Genomic DNA, 16,749 nt, shown 5'->3' with positions numbered 1-16,749 from the left:
GTAACGGTTCTGGTGGCAGTGGCTCTGGTGACAATGGTTCCGGTGGTAACGGTTCTGGTGGCAGTGGCTCTCACGGCGGTAATGGCTCTCACGGCGGCAATCGTGTTAAAGGTGATAGCAGTTCTCAAGGGGGTAATGGCTCTCAAGGTGGCAATCGTGTGAAAGGCGATAGCAATTCTCAGAAGGGCAACGGTTCTCAAGGGGATAATGTAAAAGATAATACAAAAAAACAAGGTGATAAATTACCTAATACTGCAACGCATTACCCTATATCTATTTTAATGGGTCTTTCAACATTCCTAATTGGTATGTTACTGTTTATTCGTCGTAAAAACGTAAAATAAGAAAAACATCCTTCCATCTAAAGAATACATGAAATACTGTATAAAACCAAAAAGGGCTTTGGATTGCATTTTATTATGCAGCCCAAAGTCCTTTTTATCACCTATCAAAAGAGTATTAATATGCTTTTCCCCAATACACCATTTGTTTAGCTTCTTTACCACAACAAATACATTCTTCAGCTAAATGCTCTTGCTCAAAAGGCATACAACGTGAAGATACTCCCACCTCTTCTTTTAGTTTCTCTTCACAAGCCAATTCCCCGCACCACATTGCTTTAATAAAGCCTTGCTTTTCGTCAGCTACTTTTTTCATCTCTTCGAAATTTGTCACAGCATACGTATTCTCATCGCGAAATGCTTTTGCTTTATTAAATAAAGCAATATGAATTTCTTCAAGTAATGCTGGAATACGTTCTTCTAATTGATCCATTGTTACAAACTCTTTTTCCTTCGTATCTCTTCTTACAAGTACAACTTGATTCTTTTCAATATCTTTAGGGCCAACTTCTAATCGAATTGGAATACCCTTCATTTCATACTCATTAAATTTCCAACCAGGCGTTTTATTATTAGCATCTATTTTTACTCGTGCAACCTTTTGAATATGTCCTTGTAACTCTGTTGCTTTTGCTAAAACTCCTTCTTTATGCTGAGCAATTGGTACAATAACAACTTGCACTGGAGCGACTTTTGGTGGCATTACAAGTCCATTATTATCGCTATGAACCATTATTAGCCCACCTATCATTCTTGTTGATACACCCCAAGATGTTTGGTGCACATATTGCCATTTACCGTTACGATCTAAAAACTTAATATCAAATGCTTCTGAGAAATTCGTCCCAAAGTTATGAGAGGTTCCTGTTTGAAGCGCTTTTCCATCATGCATTAAACTTTCAATTGTATAAGTTGCCTTTGCTCCAGCAAACTTCTCTTTTTCTGTTTTTTGTCCTTTAATAACTGGTATCGCTAAATAATCCTCACAGAAAGAAGCATATAAGTTTAAAATATTTAATGTTTCAGCCTGCGATTCTTCTGCCGTTTCATGGATTGTATGACCCTCTTGCCATAAAAATTCAGTCGTACGAAGGAATGGTCTAGTTGTCTTCTCCCAACGAACTACTGAACACCACTGATTATATAACTTTGGCAAATCATTATAGGATTGCACAATTTTTGAAAAGTGCTCACAGAATAAAGTTTCAGATGTAGGACGTACACAAAGTCTTTCCGCTAACTTTTCATCCCCGCCATGCGTAACCCATGCTACTTCAGGAGCAAATCCTTCAACATGATCCTTCTCTTTTTGCAATAAACTCTCTGGGATAAACATTGGCATATATACATTTTCATGGCCAGTTTCTTTTAACTTCTCATCCATCACCTTCTGCATATTCTCCCATAAGGCATAACCATACGGACGTAAAATCATGCACCCTTTTACACTTGAATAATCAACAAGTTCGGCTTTTTTTACAATATCGGTATACCACTGCGCAAAGTCCTCTTCCATCTTCGTAATGGCTTGCACTTGTTCTTTTGCCATAGTCAGTCTTCCTCCTTCTAGAAAATACAAAAAAGCCCGCGTCCCTAAATAGGGACCGAGCTTTGCCGGCGTTACCACCCTGATTCATGCACAAAAATTGCGCATGCTCTCTTTTTGATAACGGGAAATTCCCGCTGCATATGCAGAACTCAAAGGCAGGTTCCATATTGCCTTTTTAAGAATCTTTCAGCCTGGCGGATTCTCTCTCTGCTAAAAAGGTTGAATATGTACTAGTCCTTTTTCATCGTTATAACGAAATAAATTTGTTGATTATCATAATACAAATTCTTTTTTAAAACAATAGCTAATTTTCTTATTATTATATATTCTTTTCATTTTTTACAGTTTTATACGTAGCTTTTTCGAGAGATTTTTACAAGTTGATGTGCAATCATACCAATAAGTGTACCTAGTAGAACGAAGAAACCAATAAATCCATATCCCATTCCTTCCCACCCACCAATAACCATCATGGTAACAGGAAATGATGCTAAGCAAAGAAGTATTACAATCAGTGCAAATATAATATCAAACTGTTTGTCTGGAAAACGTTTCTTTAGTAAATATGAAATAGCAAATACAAGGAGAATTGTGATGCCACCAATGATGTAAAATATACCGAATCCATCTAACCAGTCCATACTATTCCCTCCGTCCATAGATTCCCTTATACTTATTATATGTTTAATTTTTCTGAAAATAAACAATAAATTTTATTCAGAAACATATTTTTATCACTAGGTATTAATAGTAATATATAAGAATAGGTTTTATATAATTAGGAGGATTACTTTATGGATAAAGCATTAACGAATCGTGTCATTATTTTATCATTCGACTGTTTATCAGCTTTAGATTTTCCTATACTACAAAAACTACCTCATTTCCAATCTCTAATAAAAAAGGGCACGGTTGTCGAAAAAGTAGAACCAATTTATCCTTCTGTAACATATCCAAGCCACTCAACAATCGTAACCGGTAATTACCCTAACAAGCACGGTGTTGTTAGTAATACGTTACTTCAACCGGGACGTGAATCACCTGATTGGCATTGGTACCGAAAATCGATAAAAGGAACAACATTGTATGATGAAGCGCGTAAAGCAAATTTAACGACAGCTGCCCTTCTATGGCCTGTTACTGGGAGAGCAAACATTGATTACAATTTACCAGAAATTTTCCCCAATAGACCGTGGCAAAATCAAGTGTTAGTTTCCTTATTTAGCGGTAGCCCACTATACCAATTAGATTTAAATCGTCGTTTCGGCCATATAAGAAATGGTTTATCACAACCAGAGCTGGATGATTTCGTCCTCGCCTCTGCTGTACACACCATTCAGACGAAAAAGCCTAATGTTATGTTCGTACATTTCACTGATTTAGACACGCAAAGACATTATCATGGCTTTGAATCTAACGAAACAATTGCTGCAATTCATAGACATGATGAGCGGCTCGGGAAAATTATTCAAACTTTAAAAGACAGTGACCTATACGAAGAGAGTACAATTATCGCTCTTGGTGACCATAGCGCTTTAAGTGAAAACAAAGCAATTCAATTAAATGTGCTATTCCAACAAAAAGGCCTCGTATCTATAAATAAAAAAGGGCTATTAGTAGATTGGAAGGCCTATTGTCAAAGTTGCGACGGGTCTGCCTATGTATATGTGAAAGACAAAAATGATACGGATACAATTCGAGAAGTACAACTACTCCTTGAAGAACTGCTGCAAAATAAACAGAATGGAATTGAATTTATACTTCATGATGAAGCTGCGAAAGACTGCGGTGCAGATGGTAATTGTTTATTTATGTTAGAAGCGCAAGAGGGGTATTATTTCACTGAAAACTATACAGGAGATTTTATAAAAGAAATTACTGAAAAAGATGTTACTCCTAGTAAAAAATATACATTTGGTACGCATGGATACTCTCCAACAAAACCTAACTATGAAACAATTTTTATCGCTGCTGGAAAAGGAATAAAAACCGGCGTTACCGTCCCGTATATGAGACTTATTGATGAAGGTCCAACTATCGCTAGACTACTCGGTTTACACTTAGGCGAAACAGACGGATCAATTGTAGAGGATTTACTCCAATTGTAAAGAACTGTGTATATATGTAAAAGTTCTGTAAAAATCATCACTGTTTCTCTTTTTATAATTTTTATTTTTGTACACTGTTAGTAGAACAAATTTAAGGGGGAACACTATATGAAAAAAATGTCCAGACAAGAAAAAAGCTGGATATTATACGATTGGGCGAACTCGGTATATTCGCTCGTCATTACAACTGCATTATTTCCAATTTACTTTAAAGCAGCTGCAAAAGAAGCCGGGCTATCTGGTGCAACTTCAACAGCATATTGGGGATATGCAAACTCGTTCGCTACACTTTTAATTTCTATACTTGCTCCTATTCTCGGCACAGTTGCTGATTATAAAGGATTTAAAAAACGATTTTTCACATTCTTCTTTGGACTTGGTATCGTATTTACAAGTATGTTAGCAGTCGTTCCAACATCTCAGTGGTACTTATTATTAGGATGCTATATGCTCGCCTTAGTTGGTTTTGCTGGAGCCAACATTTTCTATGATGCATTTTTAGTAGATGTCACTTCTGAAGATAGAATGGATCGAATTTCTACAAGAGGTTTCGCTTTAGGCTATATTGGGAGTACTATTCCTTTTATCGGTTGTATCGCTCTTATTATTCTTGCTCAAAAAGGAACTATCCCTTTATCAGTTGGCATTGCTAGTCAAATTTCATTCGCGATAACTGCTCTTTGGTGGGGGTTATTTACAATTCCAATGCTTAAAAACGTAGAGCAAACACACTATATTGAGCGTCATCCAAGGCCTATTAAAATGAGCTTCAAACGTCTTGCTGATACTTTTAAAAATATTAAAGAATATAAAACTGTATTTATGTTTCTAATTGCTTACTTTTTCTATATTGACGGAGTCGATACAATTATTACTATGTCTACAGCTTACGGAACCGACCTCGGTATCAGTGCAACGAATCTATTAATCATATTATTTGTAACACAAATTGTCGCTTGTCCATTTGCGTTACTATACGGAAAACTATCTGAAACATTTACTGGTAAAAAAATGTTATATGTCGGTATCATTATTTATATCATTATTTGCACATATGCTTATTTCTTAAAAACGACACTTGATTTTTGGATTTTAGCAATGTTAGTTGCTACATCTCAAGGTGGTATTCAAGCACTAAGTCGTTCATACTTTGCAAAACTAGTACCAAAAGAATCTGCTAATGAATTCTTCGGATTTTATAATATATTTGGGAAGTTTGCCGCAATTATGGGTCCGGTATTAGTCGGTGTTACAACGCAATTAACAGGAAAAACAAACGCTGGTGTTCTTAGTATTATTGTTCTGTTTATTATCGGAGGATTCTTACTAACTAGAGTTCCAGAAAATAATACATCCGTTACACCACCTAGTCCAAAGACTAAAACGCTCTAAAAAAAGATCCTCTTCTCATAAGAAGAGGATCTTTTTTATTTTTAAAGGTGCGCCTTATAATGAACGACTCTACTGCTTGTACAAAAATAATTTATCAACAGTTGTTCCTAATACTTCAGCTAAACGGAATGCTAACGCTAAACTTGGATCATATTTATTATTCTCAATTGCATTTATCGTTTGTCTAGAAACCTTACATTTATCAGCTAATGCGCCTTGTGAAATATTATTTTCAGTGCGTAATTCATAGATTTGATTTTTCACACCATTGCTCCTAACCTGTAAAATCGTTTTTACAACATCAGTATATAATTGGCTCATATAGTTGTCAAAAGTTCCTCAAAGAAAAAGGGAGCAATATTGCTCCCTTACAATAGTTATTTTGAAGCTAATGAATTTGTTAGTGCCTCTTTATTAGCGATACCTTCTTTCTTTATTTGCATACGTAGAACTGGCCCTATCGCTAATAAAATAAGTGCCATTGCTATACAAAACACAGTAACTAGCGAAGTTAGTTCCTTTAATCCTCCAGCTAATGAAGTTCCAATTAGCATTGCCCCCATAAACAGTGGTAAAATCGTCCCATTTACTCTTCCAACCATATTTTCTGGTACAAGTTGAATCATAAGCGTACCGACAACAATATTAACACAAGCTAAACAAATACCTGTTCCAAATCTCATGAAACTAGTAATCCAAAATGATGTAGATAGCCCTTCTACTAAAAACGAAATCGCTAATATACCCATACCGAATACAAACATCTTTTTCGGATTCACTTTTGAAGCGAAAACTGCAGCAACAATACCACCAAGTAACATACCTATTCCATCAGCTGCCGCTAAATATTGAACAGCTTCTTTTTCCATGCCTAAACGTTCAATTACAAGGAATACTTCTAATGGATTCGTTAATCCAACAGCTAAACCCATAATTGTAAAAGTAATCGTAATCATACGTAAATTTTTCGTATGAAGAACATACTTCCAACCTTCTTTTATATCATTTTTTAATGAATCTCTCGCCACTTGCTCTTTTTCAACCCATTTTGGTAAAAATGAAAGGGCGATAGCAGATAACAAAAATAAAATGATTAAGCTATATAGTGACGTAAATAAACCAAGTTGTGTATACACAAGCGATCCTACCACTGGCCCAAAAATTAGAAATAATGACTGTAATGTTTGGTTAAATGCAATCGCATTTGCTACCTGTTCTTCTTTTACATAGCGCTTAAATATACGCGAAGATGAGGGCTGAGAAAACTGACCTACAATCGCGGAAATGAGTGTTGCAAAAAATATAGCCTGCCAATAATCCAGCTTTAACAACAGGACAATTCCTATAATAGACAGTACACTCAACACATCTCCAGCGACCATTGTTCTTTTCGGATTCCAACGATCTGCTAATGCACCACCAATGAACGAGAAAATAAAGATAGGTGCATACTCCATGACAGATAATAGAGACACTGAAACTGGATCATTATTTGTCCGCTCCATTATGAAATATAAAAGAGCCATATTTCTGATCCAAATTGCAAATTGTTGTAAAATATCAGATGCCATAACGAGCATAAATGCTCGGTTTTTAAATAAAGCTTTCACTTTCATTCCCCTTCCATAAACCGACCGTTCGGTCTAATTTGTTTTGTAAGAAAAGCAACTGACTTATTATTCAGCTGCCATTCCTTTTAACAATACATCTATTGCCTTTTTATAAATACGTTTCAGCTCTTTATAATCTAACTCGTAGTAAAGTACTCCAAGCCCTGATAATAATCCGTTCACAATATACATAAGATCACGAGTATTATCTTCACGGAACTCTCCAGACTGTATACCTGCTTCAATTAATTTCTCAAACATAACATATGATTCTCTAGTTAAAGCTAACAGTTCATCCAGAATCTCTTTACTTACAACTTGGCTCATAGAGAATTCCTCTATTGCATTTGAAATTGGTTGCTGTATGTCCTCTACATGATATTCCGCGAGACCATATAGTTTTTCAGTACTAGTACTATACAACTTCTCTTTTTCATTCCATTTTTCAACCCAATCATACGTATGCTGTTTCACTACAAATAAAAATAATTCTTCTTTACTTTTAAAGTGATAATAAATGCTTCCTTTACTTCGCTCTGTAATTTCACAAATCTCTTCCATAGATGTAGCTGCATAGCCCTTCTGTGAAAATAGACTTTCTGCTTTATATGCAATTTCTTTCTTTATCTCTTCTGCGCTTCTTCTCATATTCACACCTCTTTAAACCGACCGTTCAGTCTAATAATAACAAATCAAAAACCTCTATCGCAAGAGGATATATTCCTTATTTAAGAAAACGTACTTTCAAACCAAGTTCGAATCATATGTATCGTTCCAAATTTAAATGCTAATTTAACAAGAAATACGCCTCCCGCAGCTAATAAAAATAACACTACTTTCCCCTTATTTTTCACTTTCGGTTCCCTTTTCATTTCCATTCCCCTTAGTATATTAAAAATATTAATCAAACGTTTGTTTAACTGTGTTTATGCAATATGTAAGCCAACTAATCAAACGTTTGTTTAAAAAGAAATACGCCTATATAAGGCGCATTTTCATCAATCACCACCGCCACCGCAGCTTCCTCCGCTATCTCCCCCAAAAGACCCTCCACAATCATGTGAGCCACCATCATGCGAGCTATCATTATCAGATCCAGCAAAGAAAAATAATGGTGATGAGCTGTTAGATGAATTATGAATGTTATTTTGTTTTGTAAGATTTACCTTCTTTTTGTTCGATCGAACTGCTGTTACGATTATTCCAACTACAACAAATAATAGTATGACAATAATAAATTCCATATAAAAGCCTCCCTTATTCCTAGAATAATTGAATGGTTCTCTCTAGATTTTCAATTGAAATGAAGCGCGATTCCCGAAGGATCTCTTTTCCATTATAAAATAATAAAATTGTCGGTCCTGTAAATACGGCATATCGCCCCGCAATCTCTTGCATGTCTTGTAGTAATATCTCTATTTTCTCTAAGTAATCATAATTCTCTAATACGCAATTTACTTTTCTTAGCATAACATCACAAACACCACAATTTTCCGTTTTAATAAACAGAAGTACCAATTGTTGTTCTTCGATATAGGTCGCTAATTCTTCTATCGTTTTAAATGTAGTCATCTTATCCCTCTTAGCGTAGTTTACGAAATACTTTGTCTTGATACATACGAAAAGCTGAACTATCTTTAATCTTTCTCTTTTCCATTACCTGCTGAAAACGAAGCGTTTTTACTGTTAACTCTTCTCTTAATTTCTTTCTCTCTTCTTCATCATAACAGCAAGCAATTAGATCCTCTATTTTTAATATATCTTTTTGTAGTTCCATCTCTGGTGGAATCATTCCCGCATTTTTTAAAATTTTATAACTCATTCTAAGTTCTGGAGGTACCATTGAAAGATCTTCTAATTGTAGTGGTTTTCCTTTTCCCGGAAGATAATCAAGATCACCATTCCGTATCGCTTGTCGAATTTTTTCTTCAGCAATGTTCAAAAACACATCCACACTGTTCCCTCCTTTACATATTTTTACTATTATTTTACATGATATTTCCTTATCTTTCTACGTCTTTAATAATTGGCTCCATACAATTTTTTCTCAAATTTATTTATAATGAGCTATTTCCTCCCATACCGACCTTTCGTCTTCATATATAGTTTGTATTCAAGCCTTTTTGTATTGAGAAAGTCTTTTACAACTGAATAAAGCGTTTACACTAAATCTTACATTTGTTACGATTTAATCACCCCCAGCTCCCTTGTATAGACTTCGTGATGTCTGATCATTTTATCTAGACGTTTCATACGTCTAGATTCATTTTGATTTATTGGCGTATGCCTTTAAATATATCTTTTATTTTGAAAGGAGAAATGGCTATGAGGTCTCAAAAATTCACACTGCTATTACTATCTCTACTACTTTTCTTACCTCTTTTTCTCACAAATTTTATTACTCCAAATCTCGCATTAGCAGATTCACCAAAGCAAAGTCAAAAAATTGTTGGGTACTTTCCTTCGTGGGGCGTTTACGGACGTAATTATCAAGTTGCTGACATTGATGCATCAAAACTTACTCACCTTAACTATGCTTTCGCGGATATTTGTTGGAATGGAAAACATGGAAATCCTTCTACCCATCCGGATAATCCAAATAAACAAACGTGGAACTGTAAAGAATCTGGTGTACCATTGCAAAATAAAGAGGTTCCTAATGGTACTCTCGTACTCGGTGAACCATGGGCTGATGTTACCAAATCGTATCCTGGCTCAGGTACAACTTGGGAAGATTGCGATAAATATGCCCGTTGCGGAAATTTCGGAGAACTAAAACGATTAAAAGCTAAATATCCTCATTTAAAAACAATAATTTCCGTTGGTGGCTGGACTTGGTCTAACCGCTTTTCTGATATGGCCGCTGATGAAAAGACAAGAAAAGTATTTGCCGAATCTACAGTAGCTTTTCTTCGCGCATATGGATTTGATGGCGTAGATTTAGACTGGGAATATCCGGGCGTTGAAACGATTCCTGGTGGTAGTTATCGTCCTGAAGATAAACAAAATTTCACTCTTCTTCTTCAAGACGTCCGAAATGCTTTGAATAAAGCAGGTGCTGAAGATGGCAAACAATATTTACTAACAATCGCGTCAGGTGCAAGTCAACGCTACGCTGATCATACAGAGCTAAAGAAAATTTCTCAAATACTCGATTGGATTAATATTATGACATATGATTTCCACGGTGGATGGGAAGCTACTTCTAATCATAATGCAGCTCTATACAAGGATCCAAATGACCCAGCAGCAAATACGAATTTTTACGTAGATGGTGCTATAGACGTTTATACCAATGAAGGTGTTCCAGTGGATAAACTAGTATTAGGCGTACCTTTTTATGGACGTGGCTGGAAAAGTTGTGGAAAAGAAAATAACGGACAATATCAACCTTGCAAACCAGGTAGTGATGGGAAACTTGCCTCTAAAGGTACTTGGGATGATTATTCTACCGGTGACACAGGTGTGTATGATTACGGTGATTTAGCAGCCAATTACGTTAATAAAAATGGTTTTGTACGCTACTGGAATGACACAGCTAAAGTACCTTACTTATATAATGCGACTACAGGCACATTTATTAGCTACGATGACAATGAATCTATGAAATATAAAACAGACTATATAAAGACGAAGGGTTTAAGTGGAGCAATGTTTTGGGAACTAAGCGGGGATTGCCGTACAAGTCCAAAATATAGTTGTAGTGGTCCAAAATTACTTGATACGCTAGTAAAAGAATTACTTGGTGGACCTATTAGTCAAAAAGATACTGAGCCACCAACAAATGTTAAAAATATTGTAGTTACGAATAAAAATTCAAGCTCAGTTCAATTAAGTTGGACTGCATCCACTGATAACGTAGGCGTTACTGAATACGAAATTACTGCCGGAGAAGAAAAATGGAGTGCAACAACAAATAGCATTACAATTAAAAACTTAAAACCTAATACGGAATACACATTTTCAGTAATTGCCAAAGATGCTGCTGGAAATAAATCACAACCTACCGCTCTTACTGTCAAAACAGATGAAGCTAATACGACACCTCCTGATGGAAATGGCACTGCTACATTTTCAGTCACTTCGAATTGGGGCAGCGGTTATAACTTCTCGATTATAATCAAAAATAATGGAACGACCCCTATTAAAAATTGGAAATTAGAATTTGATTATAGCGGCAATTTAACACAAGTTTGGGATTCTAAAATTAATAGTAAAACAAATAATCATTATGTAATTACGAACGCAGGATGGAATGGCGAAATTCCTCCTGGCGGATCTATTACAATTGGTGGTGCAGGAACAGGTAATCCTGCCGAACTTTTAAATGCCGTCATTAGCGAAAACTAGACGTAATATCCATTAATTATTTCACTAAAGTTTGAATTTAGGTTCGAGCAATACCTCCTAAATTCAAACTTTTAATTTTACGAAAAATAAAAAACATTACAATAACTTATTATAATTATATTTAGTTTCTAATATGAAGTTTATATGAAGTTCATTTGAATTTTACATGAATTTCCTTTAATTTCTATTGTCTTCCTATAATATCCACATTATCCTTTACATATAGGAATTATTTTCATTCCATTTTGAACTATCTATATATATAAAGAAAGATAGTCACCTGTTAGGGAAAGGCTTTCGTATTATTATAAATATAACAAAAGAAAAAGCACGCTTATAAGCGCACCATAAGAGTGCTTCTTCATACAATTCTCATGTAAGAGTTCTCGAAAATCATGTTAATCACAAAGAAAAGGCATTAGCTCATAAAAGCTAATGCCTTTTCTTTATTCATATTGTTCAGCATTCCAATCTTCTATATTCCACACTTTTGTTATCCACGATTCATAGAAAGAAGGTTCATGTGAGACAATTAAAACTGTTCCTTTGTATTGTTGTAACGCTTCCTGTAAAGCCATCTTAGTTTCTACATCCAAATGATTAGTCGGTTCGTCTAAAATTAAAACATTGCTTTTCATTACGATAAGTTCACATAAACGCACTTTCGTTTGCTCTCCACCGCTTAATAAACGAATAGGTTTTAATACGTGTTCTTCTTTCAATCCACACTTCGCTAATGCTTGGCGCACTTCTTTCTTTGTCATATCTGGTCGTTCTGTCCAAACTTTCTCTAACGGTGTTATTTCTGAAGCAAACTCTTCCTGTGCAAAATAAGCAGGATTTACTCGTTCCCCAACAAAAATTGAACCGCTTAGCGGCTTTATTTGACCTAATAACGTCTTTAACATTGTCGTTTTTCCAATACCATTATGACCAACAACAGCTATCTTTTCTCCTTTTTTCACTTGTAAATTCAAGTCTGGAAATAACGGCTCACTATAACCCACTCTTAGTTTCTCAGCCTGTAATATACGACTTACTGGTTCATTATAAACAGTAAAAGCAAAACGGGACCGAGGTACATTATTAACCTTTTCAACCCTTTGCATTTTCTCCAATACTTTCTCTCGACTTTTTGCCTGTTTTGCTTTTCGAATTTTATTTTTTTGAATAAATGTTTCTAACTGAGCAATTTCTTTTTGTTGTTTCGCATACGCCGATTGTAATTGTTTCCTTTGCAATTGATAACTTTGTAAAAACTTTTCATAATCCCCTACATATCGCTTAACTTTTCGTTCTTCTAGATGGTAAATGACATTCGTAATATTGTTCAAAAATACTTCGTCATGCGAAATGATAATATAAGCTTTTTCATACAACTTCAAGTACGATTGCAACCATTCTATATGTGCTGTATCTAAATAGTTCGTTGGTTCATCTAGCAATAAAACATCAGCTTTTTCTAGAAGAAGCTTTCCTAGTAATAACTTTGTCCGCTGTCCTCCACTTAACTTTGAAACATCCTTTTCCAATCCTATTTCAAACAGCCCTAAACCAATTGCCACTTCTTCAATTTCTGTATGAATTTGATAGAAATTAGAGTTTTCCAATTTAGTTTGTAACTCTCCATACCTTACTAACAATTTTTCTACTTCTACTGCTTCAGCCATCTCTTCTGCAATTTTTAACATTTCGTATTCAATCGCATACAAGTTAGAAAATGCACTTTGCAAGTATCCTTCAATTGTTATTCCTTCTTGTAAATCTATATGCTGCTGCAAAAATCCAACCTTCACATGTGGAAACCATTCAATGTTCCCATCATCATGTATAAGTTCTCCTGTTAAAATTCTTAGCAGTGTTGATTTTCCAATCCCATTTTTCCCTACTAACCCAACATGCTCCCCCTTTAATAATCGAAAGCACGCATTATATAAGATGGTTTTCTCACCATACGAATGACTTAAATTTTCTACTGTTAATATACTCATTTTTTTCTCTCCTTTACTTATCGTCCATAAGCTAAATAGAGAGACCAACAGTATGAAGCCTTATTTAATTATGCATATAAAAATGGGTAAGGTGAATACACCTTACCCATTACATATTATCGTAAAAAAGGATTAAGGTTCTTTACCTGCTGTCTTCAATTTAGCTTAATCTTAAAAAATGGGCAGACTTCTCCCATATCAAGCTAAAACCATTTGAAGAACAGTTGATAAAGTCATTTTATCCTTTCACTCCTTTAACATTTGTTATATTAAGAGTATAAACTACTCTGTTATATTCTATTCTCTATTTTCCCTTTTGTTCCTTCTCCATCTTTTCATATTCTAAAAAAAGCCTCTTAACAGTAATTATACTAAAAACTGTTAAAAGGCTTTTTCTATTTTTTCATATAAGGAGCTAACACACTTAAAATCTCTTCTTTATCCTTTTTTAATTCGAGTGATGTTAACATATCCATCGTTCTCGGTCTAGGTAATTTCACTTGTACCTCGCCAACAATTGACGCTGGTCTTTGAGATAAAATAAATACGCGATCTGAAAGTAAGATTGCCTCATCTAAGTCATGTGTCACCATAACGATTGTTTGCTTCTCTTGATGCCAAGAGTTTAAAAGCCAGCTATGTACTTCCATTTTTGTAAATGCATCTAACTTTCCAAAAGGCTCATCAAGCAGCATAATTGGCTTTTCACATAAATATGTGCGCAGAAAACTAATTCTTTGACGCATACCACCAGACAATTCATCTGGATAATGGTCTGCATATTCATCTAGTTCGAACTGCTTTAATGCTTCCATTCCTTCTGTCAGCCTTTGTTTTTTCGGCTTTCCTTCAATTTCTAACGGAAGAACGATATTTTGCAAAGCTGATCGCCACGGTAGTAATAAATCTTGTTGTGGCATATAACTAACAACATCTTGCTCTTGTACTTGCTTATCTTTATACATTACGTTCCCGCTTGTTGGTTTTTCAACATTTGCAATCATGTTTAATAATGTGCTTTTCCCGCAACCACTCGGTCCTACAAAAGAAACAAACTCTCCCTCTTGTATAGAGGCACTAATATTCTCTAATACATTCTTTCCGTCGAAAGATTTCACTATATTTTTTATTTGTAATCCGCTCATTTTTCACTTGGAAGGAATTCATTTGTAAAAGCATCTTTTACATCGATTTTCTTTTTAATAACTTTGTTGTCATATAAGAAATTCATGTAATTCGTCCAAATTTCTTCCTTCTGTACTCCCCATGCTTTCGCATCATCTTGATACTTCGTACTTAACCATTTCTGGCTTTCTTGAACTAAATCTTTATTTACATCTGGAACAGCTTTAATTAGAATATCAGCAGCTTCTTTCGGTTCCTTAATTGCAAAATTATAACCTTCTGTTGTTGCACTCATAAACTTTTTCACAAAGTCTTTATCTTGCTTCGTATGTTTTTCACTCGTAATAATAACAGGACTATAGAAATCAAGCGCTGGATCTAAGTCCTTCACCATAATCGTATTTAACTCTTTTCCTTGGCGCTTCGCTTCAATACCATCCCAACCGTAATAAATCCATTCGAAATCTGCATCACGGCCGATTGATTTAAAGAAATCTGTTTGTCCTAAGATAATTTTTTCAACTTTATTAAAATCAGCTTGATGCTTATCCATAATCGTCTTTAATGTCGCTTCTTCCGCTGGTCCTCCCCAGCCGCCATAACGTTTACCTTCAAAATCTTTTGGTGACGTCATATTATCTTTCTTAAGCGATGCAAACGCTGAAGTGTTGTGCTGAATAATCGCTCCTACAGATACAACAGGAATTCCTTCCACACGAGCTAATGTTACATTTTCTTGTGCGCTTATTGCGAAGTCTGCTTTTCCTGATGCTATCATTTGCTCTGCTGTTACATTGTCACCTGGTTGAATAATTTCTACATCTAATCCTTGCTTTTTGTAATAATCTTTCGTTTGCGCTACATACAAGCCAGTATGATTCGTATTTGGAAACCAATCTAATACTACTTTTACTTTTTGATCTTTACTTGCACTTTCTTCTTTCTTCGCCGGATTACATCCAGCCACACCTACCGCTACTAAGGCAGCTAACATAACTTTCAAACCTTTTTTCATTTTCTGCCGTCCTTTCTATATATCCATGGTGCTGTTATTCTTGCCATAAACTCTACGATAAAATACAGGCATAATGTCACTATAACGATGATTGCTGCAACACCAAATACTCGGGCAGTCAAAAAGGATTTTGTAGCCCTCGTAAGCATAACGCCTAATCCTTCACTTGCACCGAGCCATTCTCCGATAATTGCCCCCATTACGCTATATGTAACTGCAATTTTTAAACCGGAGAAAAAGTATGGAAGCACTGCTGGAAATTTTACTTTCTGGTAAATTTGCCATTTTGTCGCCTTCATTGTTTGTAACAGCTTCAACATGTTTTTATCTACTGTTTGAAAACCTTCTAAAATACTAAGCGCAATTGGGAAGAAACAAACGAGTATTACGACCATTACTTTCGGCAACATCCCATATCCAAACCAAATAATAAATAGCGGTGCAAGTACAACAATTGGAATTGTTTGCGAAATAACGAGCAATGGATTTATTACAATACGAAATAAAGGTATAACGTCCATAATAATTGCGATGCTCGTCCCCAATAAAATTGCAAAGAATAGTCCAATTATAACTTCCTGCAGTGTTTGCATCGTATTTGGTAATAGTAAATCTTTCATCCCAATTAATTCTTGAACAATGGCAGAAGGCTTTGGTAAAATCCACGGTTCGATTTTAAATAATGAAACCGATCCTTCCCATATCGCAATGAGAAGGATAAGCCAAATAGTTGTAATAAGTTTAGATTGCTTCTGGTTTTGCATATTCATCACGGTACTTCCAAACCTTTTCATCTATCGTTACACCAGTGCTTGGACGATAATGGATTTTAATAGAAGTAATCACTTCTTCTGCTCCAGCATCGACGCAAGCTTGTTGCGCACGTTTAACGACATCAAGAAGTACATCTAATTCTCCTTCCAAAGTTGTTTCCATTGCCCCTACTTCATAACGAACTCCCGATTGTTGCACAACTTCAATTGCTTTATCGACAACAGAATATACATCTTTCGTTTTCGCTTGTGGTACTACTGAAAATGACATTGTAACTTGTTGTGACATAATAAAATCCCCCTTATAAAATTAGATTTCAAAAATAAGAAAAGGCTTTCCTACTGCGTAGGAAAGCCTTGTATGCAAGTTATTATAGAATAACATATGCTACATCACTTTAAGTAACTCCCTACGCTGGCATTATCCAGATCAGGTTGAGGGTCGATGTTTACTTACATCCTCTCAGCCAATTGGCTCCCCGGTCCTTAATTCGT

Annotated in this window: 18 protein-coding genes, 1 riboswitch and 1 other annotated feature; of the genes, 4 read left to right on the top strand and 14 right to left on the bottom strand. The window is 35.3% G+C overall.

Annotated elements, in window-relative coordinates; genetic code table 11:
• Positions 1 to 344, top strand: a 344-nt coding sequence (locus BUA87_RS24850; RefSeq protein ID WP_142953288.1) for an LPXTG cell wall anchor domain-containing protein, incomplete at its 5' end; no start/stop codon positions are given.
• Between the two features lie 115 nt (positions 345 to 459).
• Here BUA87_RS24850 and proS read toward each other — a convergent pair.
• Positions 460 to 1,890: a proline--tRNA ligase gene (proS, locus tag BUA87_RS24845; RefSeq protein ID WP_001040980.1), complete on the bottom strand. Its 1,431-nt coding sequence runs from the start codon at positions 1,888 to 1,890 to the stop codon at positions 460 to 462.
• 47 nt (positions 1,891 to 1,937) lie between these two features.
• Positions 1,938 to 2,144, bottom strand: a binding site (T-box leader).
• A gap of 93 nt (positions 2,145 to 2,237) precedes the next feature.
• Complete coding sequence (locus tag BUA87_RS24840; RefSeq protein ID WP_000383860.1) at positions 2,238 to 2,531, bottom strand: YesK-like family protein; 294 nt, start codon at positions 2,529 to 2,531, stop codon at positions 2,238 to 2,240.
• A gap of 153 nt (positions 2,532 to 2,684) precedes the next feature.
• Between BUA87_RS24840 and BUA87_RS24835 the strand changes: the two genes are divergently transcribed.
• Together BUA87_RS24835 and BUA87_RS24830 are read left to right on the top strand one after the other, a co-directional pair.
• On the top strand, positions 2,685 to 3,998 hold the full coding sequence (locus BUA87_RS24835) for an alkaline phosphatase family protein (RefSeq protein ID WP_000356442.1): 1,314 nt from the start codon (positions 2,685 to 2,687) through the stop codon (positions 3,996 to 3,998).
• A 108-nt stretch (positions 3,999 to 4,106) separates the two neighbouring features.
• A complete protein-coding gene (locus tag BUA87_RS24830) occupies positions 4,107 to 5,390 on the top strand; it encodes an MFS transporter (protein ID WP_000738820.1) in 1,284 nt (427 codons plus the stop codon).
• Between the two features lie 69 nt (positions 5,391 to 5,459).
• On the opposite strand, the gene BUA87_RS24825 is transcribed toward BUA87_RS24830, so the two are convergent.
• From BUA87_RS24825 to BUA87_RS24795, 7 genes are all read right to left on the bottom strand, one after another.
• Entirely contained in the window at positions 5,460 to 5,711 is a 252-nt protein-coding gene (locus BUA87_RS24825; RefSeq protein WP_002023181.1) for a helix-turn-helix transcriptional regulator, read from the bottom strand.
• 56 nt (positions 5,712 to 5,767) lie between these two features.
• A complete protein-coding gene (locus BUA87_RS24820) occupies positions 5,768 to 7,000 on the bottom strand; it encodes an MFS transporter (RefSeq protein ID WP_072941109.1) in 1,233 nt (410 codons plus the stop codon).
• A gap of 66 nt (positions 7,001 to 7,066) precedes the next feature.
• Entirely contained in the window at positions 7,067 to 7,648 is a 582-nt protein-coding gene (locus tag BUA87_RS24815) for a TetR/AcrR family transcriptional regulator (protein ID WP_001254448.1), read from the bottom strand.
• Between the two features lie 80 nt (positions 7,649 to 7,728).
• Positions 7,729 to 7,872 (bottom strand): hypothetical protein, encoded by a 144-nt coding sequence (locus BUA87_RS24810; RefSeq protein ID WP_000817981.1) that lies wholly within the window; start codon positions 7,870 to 7,872, stop codon positions 7,729 to 7,731.
• A gap of 126 nt (positions 7,873 to 7,998) precedes the next feature.
• Positions 7,999 to 8,244 carry a hypothetical protein gene (locus BUA87_RS24805; RefSeq protein WP_000394364.1) on the bottom strand — a complete coding sequence of 82 codons (246 nt, stop codon included), beginning with the start codon at positions 8,242 to 8,244 and terminating at the stop codon, positions 7,999 to 8,001.
• Positions 8,245 to 8,263: 19 nt separating this feature from the next.
• Positions 8,264 to 8,572, bottom strand: a complete 309-nt coding sequence (locus BUA87_RS24800) for a thioredoxin family protein (protein WP_072941105.1) — start codon at positions 8,570 to 8,572, stop codon at positions 8,264 to 8,266.
• 10 nt (positions 8,573 to 8,582) lie between these two features.
• Positions 8,583 to 8,954, bottom strand: coding sequence for a DnaJ family domain-containing protein (locus BUA87_RS24795; protein WP_000382378.1), 372 nt, complete (start codon positions 8,952 to 8,954; stop codon positions 8,583 to 8,585).
• Between the two features lie 371 nt (positions 8,955 to 9,325).
• Here BUA87_RS24795 and BUA87_RS24785 point away from each other — a divergent pair, with 371 nt between their 5' ends.
• Positions 9,326 to 11,350: a glycosyl hydrolase family 18 protein gene (locus BUA87_RS24785; protein ID WP_072941102.1), complete on the top strand. Its 2,025-nt coding sequence runs from the start codon at positions 9,326 to 9,328 to the stop codon at positions 11,348 to 11,350.
• Between the two features lie 446 nt (positions 11,351 to 11,796).
• Here BUA87_RS24785 and BUA87_RS24780 read toward each other — a convergent pair whose 3' ends face one another.
• From BUA87_RS24780 to BUA87_RS24760, 5 genes are all read right to left on the bottom strand, one after another.
• The gene (locus BUA87_RS24780) at positions 11,797 to 13,341 is read right to left on the bottom strand and encodes an ABC-F family ATP-binding cassette domain-containing protein (protein WP_072941100.1); all 1,545 of its coding nucleotides are present in this window, start codon (positions 13,339 to 13,341) and stop codon (positions 11,797 to 11,799) included.
• A gap of 395 nt (positions 13,342 to 13,736) precedes the next feature.
• Complete coding sequence (locus BUA87_RS24775) at positions 13,737 to 14,486, bottom strand: ABC transporter ATP-binding protein (RefSeq protein ID WP_000016079.1); 750 nt, start codon at positions 14,484 to 14,486, stop codon at positions 13,737 to 13,739.
• Entirely contained in the window at positions 14,483 to 15,481 is a 999-nt protein-coding gene (locus BUA87_RS24770) for an ABC transporter substrate-binding protein (RefSeq protein WP_000715573.1), read from the bottom strand. Before BUA87_RS24770 ends, BUA87_RS24775 begins: the two co-directional genes overlap by 4 nt.
• Positions 15,478 to 16,251 carry an ABC transporter permease gene (locus tag BUA87_RS24765; RefSeq protein WP_072941097.1) on the bottom strand — a complete coding sequence of 258 codons (774 nt, stop codon included), beginning with the start codon at positions 16,249 to 16,251 and terminating at the stop codon, positions 15,478 to 15,480. The genes BUA87_RS24770 and BUA87_RS24765 overlap by 4 nt, the downstream gene beginning before the upstream one ends.
• A complete protein-coding gene (locus tag BUA87_RS24760) occupies positions 16,223 to 16,543 on the bottom strand; it encodes an MTH1187 family thiamine-binding protein (RefSeq protein ID WP_000082906.1) in 321 nt (106 codons plus the stop codon). Before BUA87_RS24760 ends, BUA87_RS24765 begins: the two co-directional genes overlap by 29 nt.
• A 101-nt stretch (positions 16,544 to 16,644) precedes the next feature.
• A riboswitch (TPP riboswitch) is annotated at positions 16,645 to 16,746 on the bottom strand.
• Positions 16,747 to 16,749 lie beyond the last annotated feature (3 nt).

This window comes from Bacillus sp. bc15, assembly GCF_900142585.1.
GTDB classification, from domain to species: domain Bacteria; phylum Bacillota; class Bacilli; order Bacillales; family Bacillaceae_G; genus Bacillus_A; species Bacillus_A cereus.
Note: the sequence above shows the minus strand (reverse complement) of the source record. Positions and strands in the feature narration are given on the sequence as shown.

Excerpts from the sequence above, each read along its gene's own strand:
- proS (WP_001040980.1), bottom strand. The coding sequence starts at position 1,890 with ATGGCAAAAGAACAAGTGCAAGCCATTACGAAGATGGAAGAGGACTTT.
- BUA87_RS24840 (WP_000383860.1), bottom strand. The coding sequence starts at position 2,531 with ATGGACTGGTTAGATGGATTCGGTATATTTTACATCATTGGTGGCATC.
- BUA87_RS24835 (WP_000356442.1), top strand. The coding sequence starts at position 2,685 with ATGGATAAAGCATTAACGAATCGTGTCATTATTTTATCATTCGACTGT.
- BUA87_RS24830 (WP_000738820.1), top strand. The coding sequence starts at position 4,107 with ATGAAAAAAATGTCCAGACAAGAAAAAAGCTGGATATTATACGATTGG.
- BUA87_RS24825 (WP_002023181.1), bottom strand. The coding sequence starts at position 5,711 with ATGAGCCAATTATATACTGATGTTGTAAAAACGATTTTACAGGTTAGG.
- BUA87_RS24815 (WP_001254448.1), bottom strand. The coding sequence starts at position 7,648 with ATGAGAAGAAGCGCAGAAGAGATAAAGAAAGAAATTGCATATAAAGCA.
- BUA87_RS24810 (WP_000817981.1), bottom strand. The coding sequence starts at position 7,872 with ATGAAAAGGGAACCGAAAGTGAAAAATAAGGGGAAAGTAGTGTTATTT.
- BUA87_RS24805 (WP_000394364.1), bottom strand. The coding sequence starts at position 8,244 with ATGGAATTTATTATTGTCATACTATTATTTGTTGTAGTTGGAATAATC.
- BUA87_RS24800 (WP_072941105.1), bottom strand. The coding sequence starts at position 8,572 with ATGACTACATTTAAAACGATAGAAGAATTAGCGACCTATATCGAAGAA.
- BUA87_RS24785 (WP_072941102.1), top strand. The coding sequence starts at position 9,326 with ATGAGGTCTCAAAAATTCACACTGCTATTACTATCTCTACTACTTTTC.
- BUA87_RS24780 (WP_072941100.1), bottom strand. The coding sequence starts at position 13,341 with ATGAGTATATTAACAGTAGAAAATTTAAGTCATTCGTATGGTGAGAAA.
- BUA87_RS24775 (WP_000016079.1), bottom strand. The coding sequence starts at position 14,486 with ATGAGCGGATTACAAATAAAAAATATAGTGAAATCTTTCGACGGAAAG.
- BUA87_RS24770 (WP_000715573.1), bottom strand. The coding sequence starts at position 15,481 with ATGAAAAAAGGTTTGAAAGTTATGTTAGCTGCCTTAGTAGCGGTAGGT.
- BUA87_RS24765 (WP_072941097.1), bottom strand. The coding sequence starts at position 16,251 with ATGAATATGCAAAACCAGAAGCAATCTAAACTTATTACAACTATTTGG.
- BUA87_RS24760 (WP_000082906.1), bottom strand. The coding sequence starts at position 16,543 with ATGTCACAACAAGTTACAATGTCATTTTCAGTAGTACCACAAGCGAAA.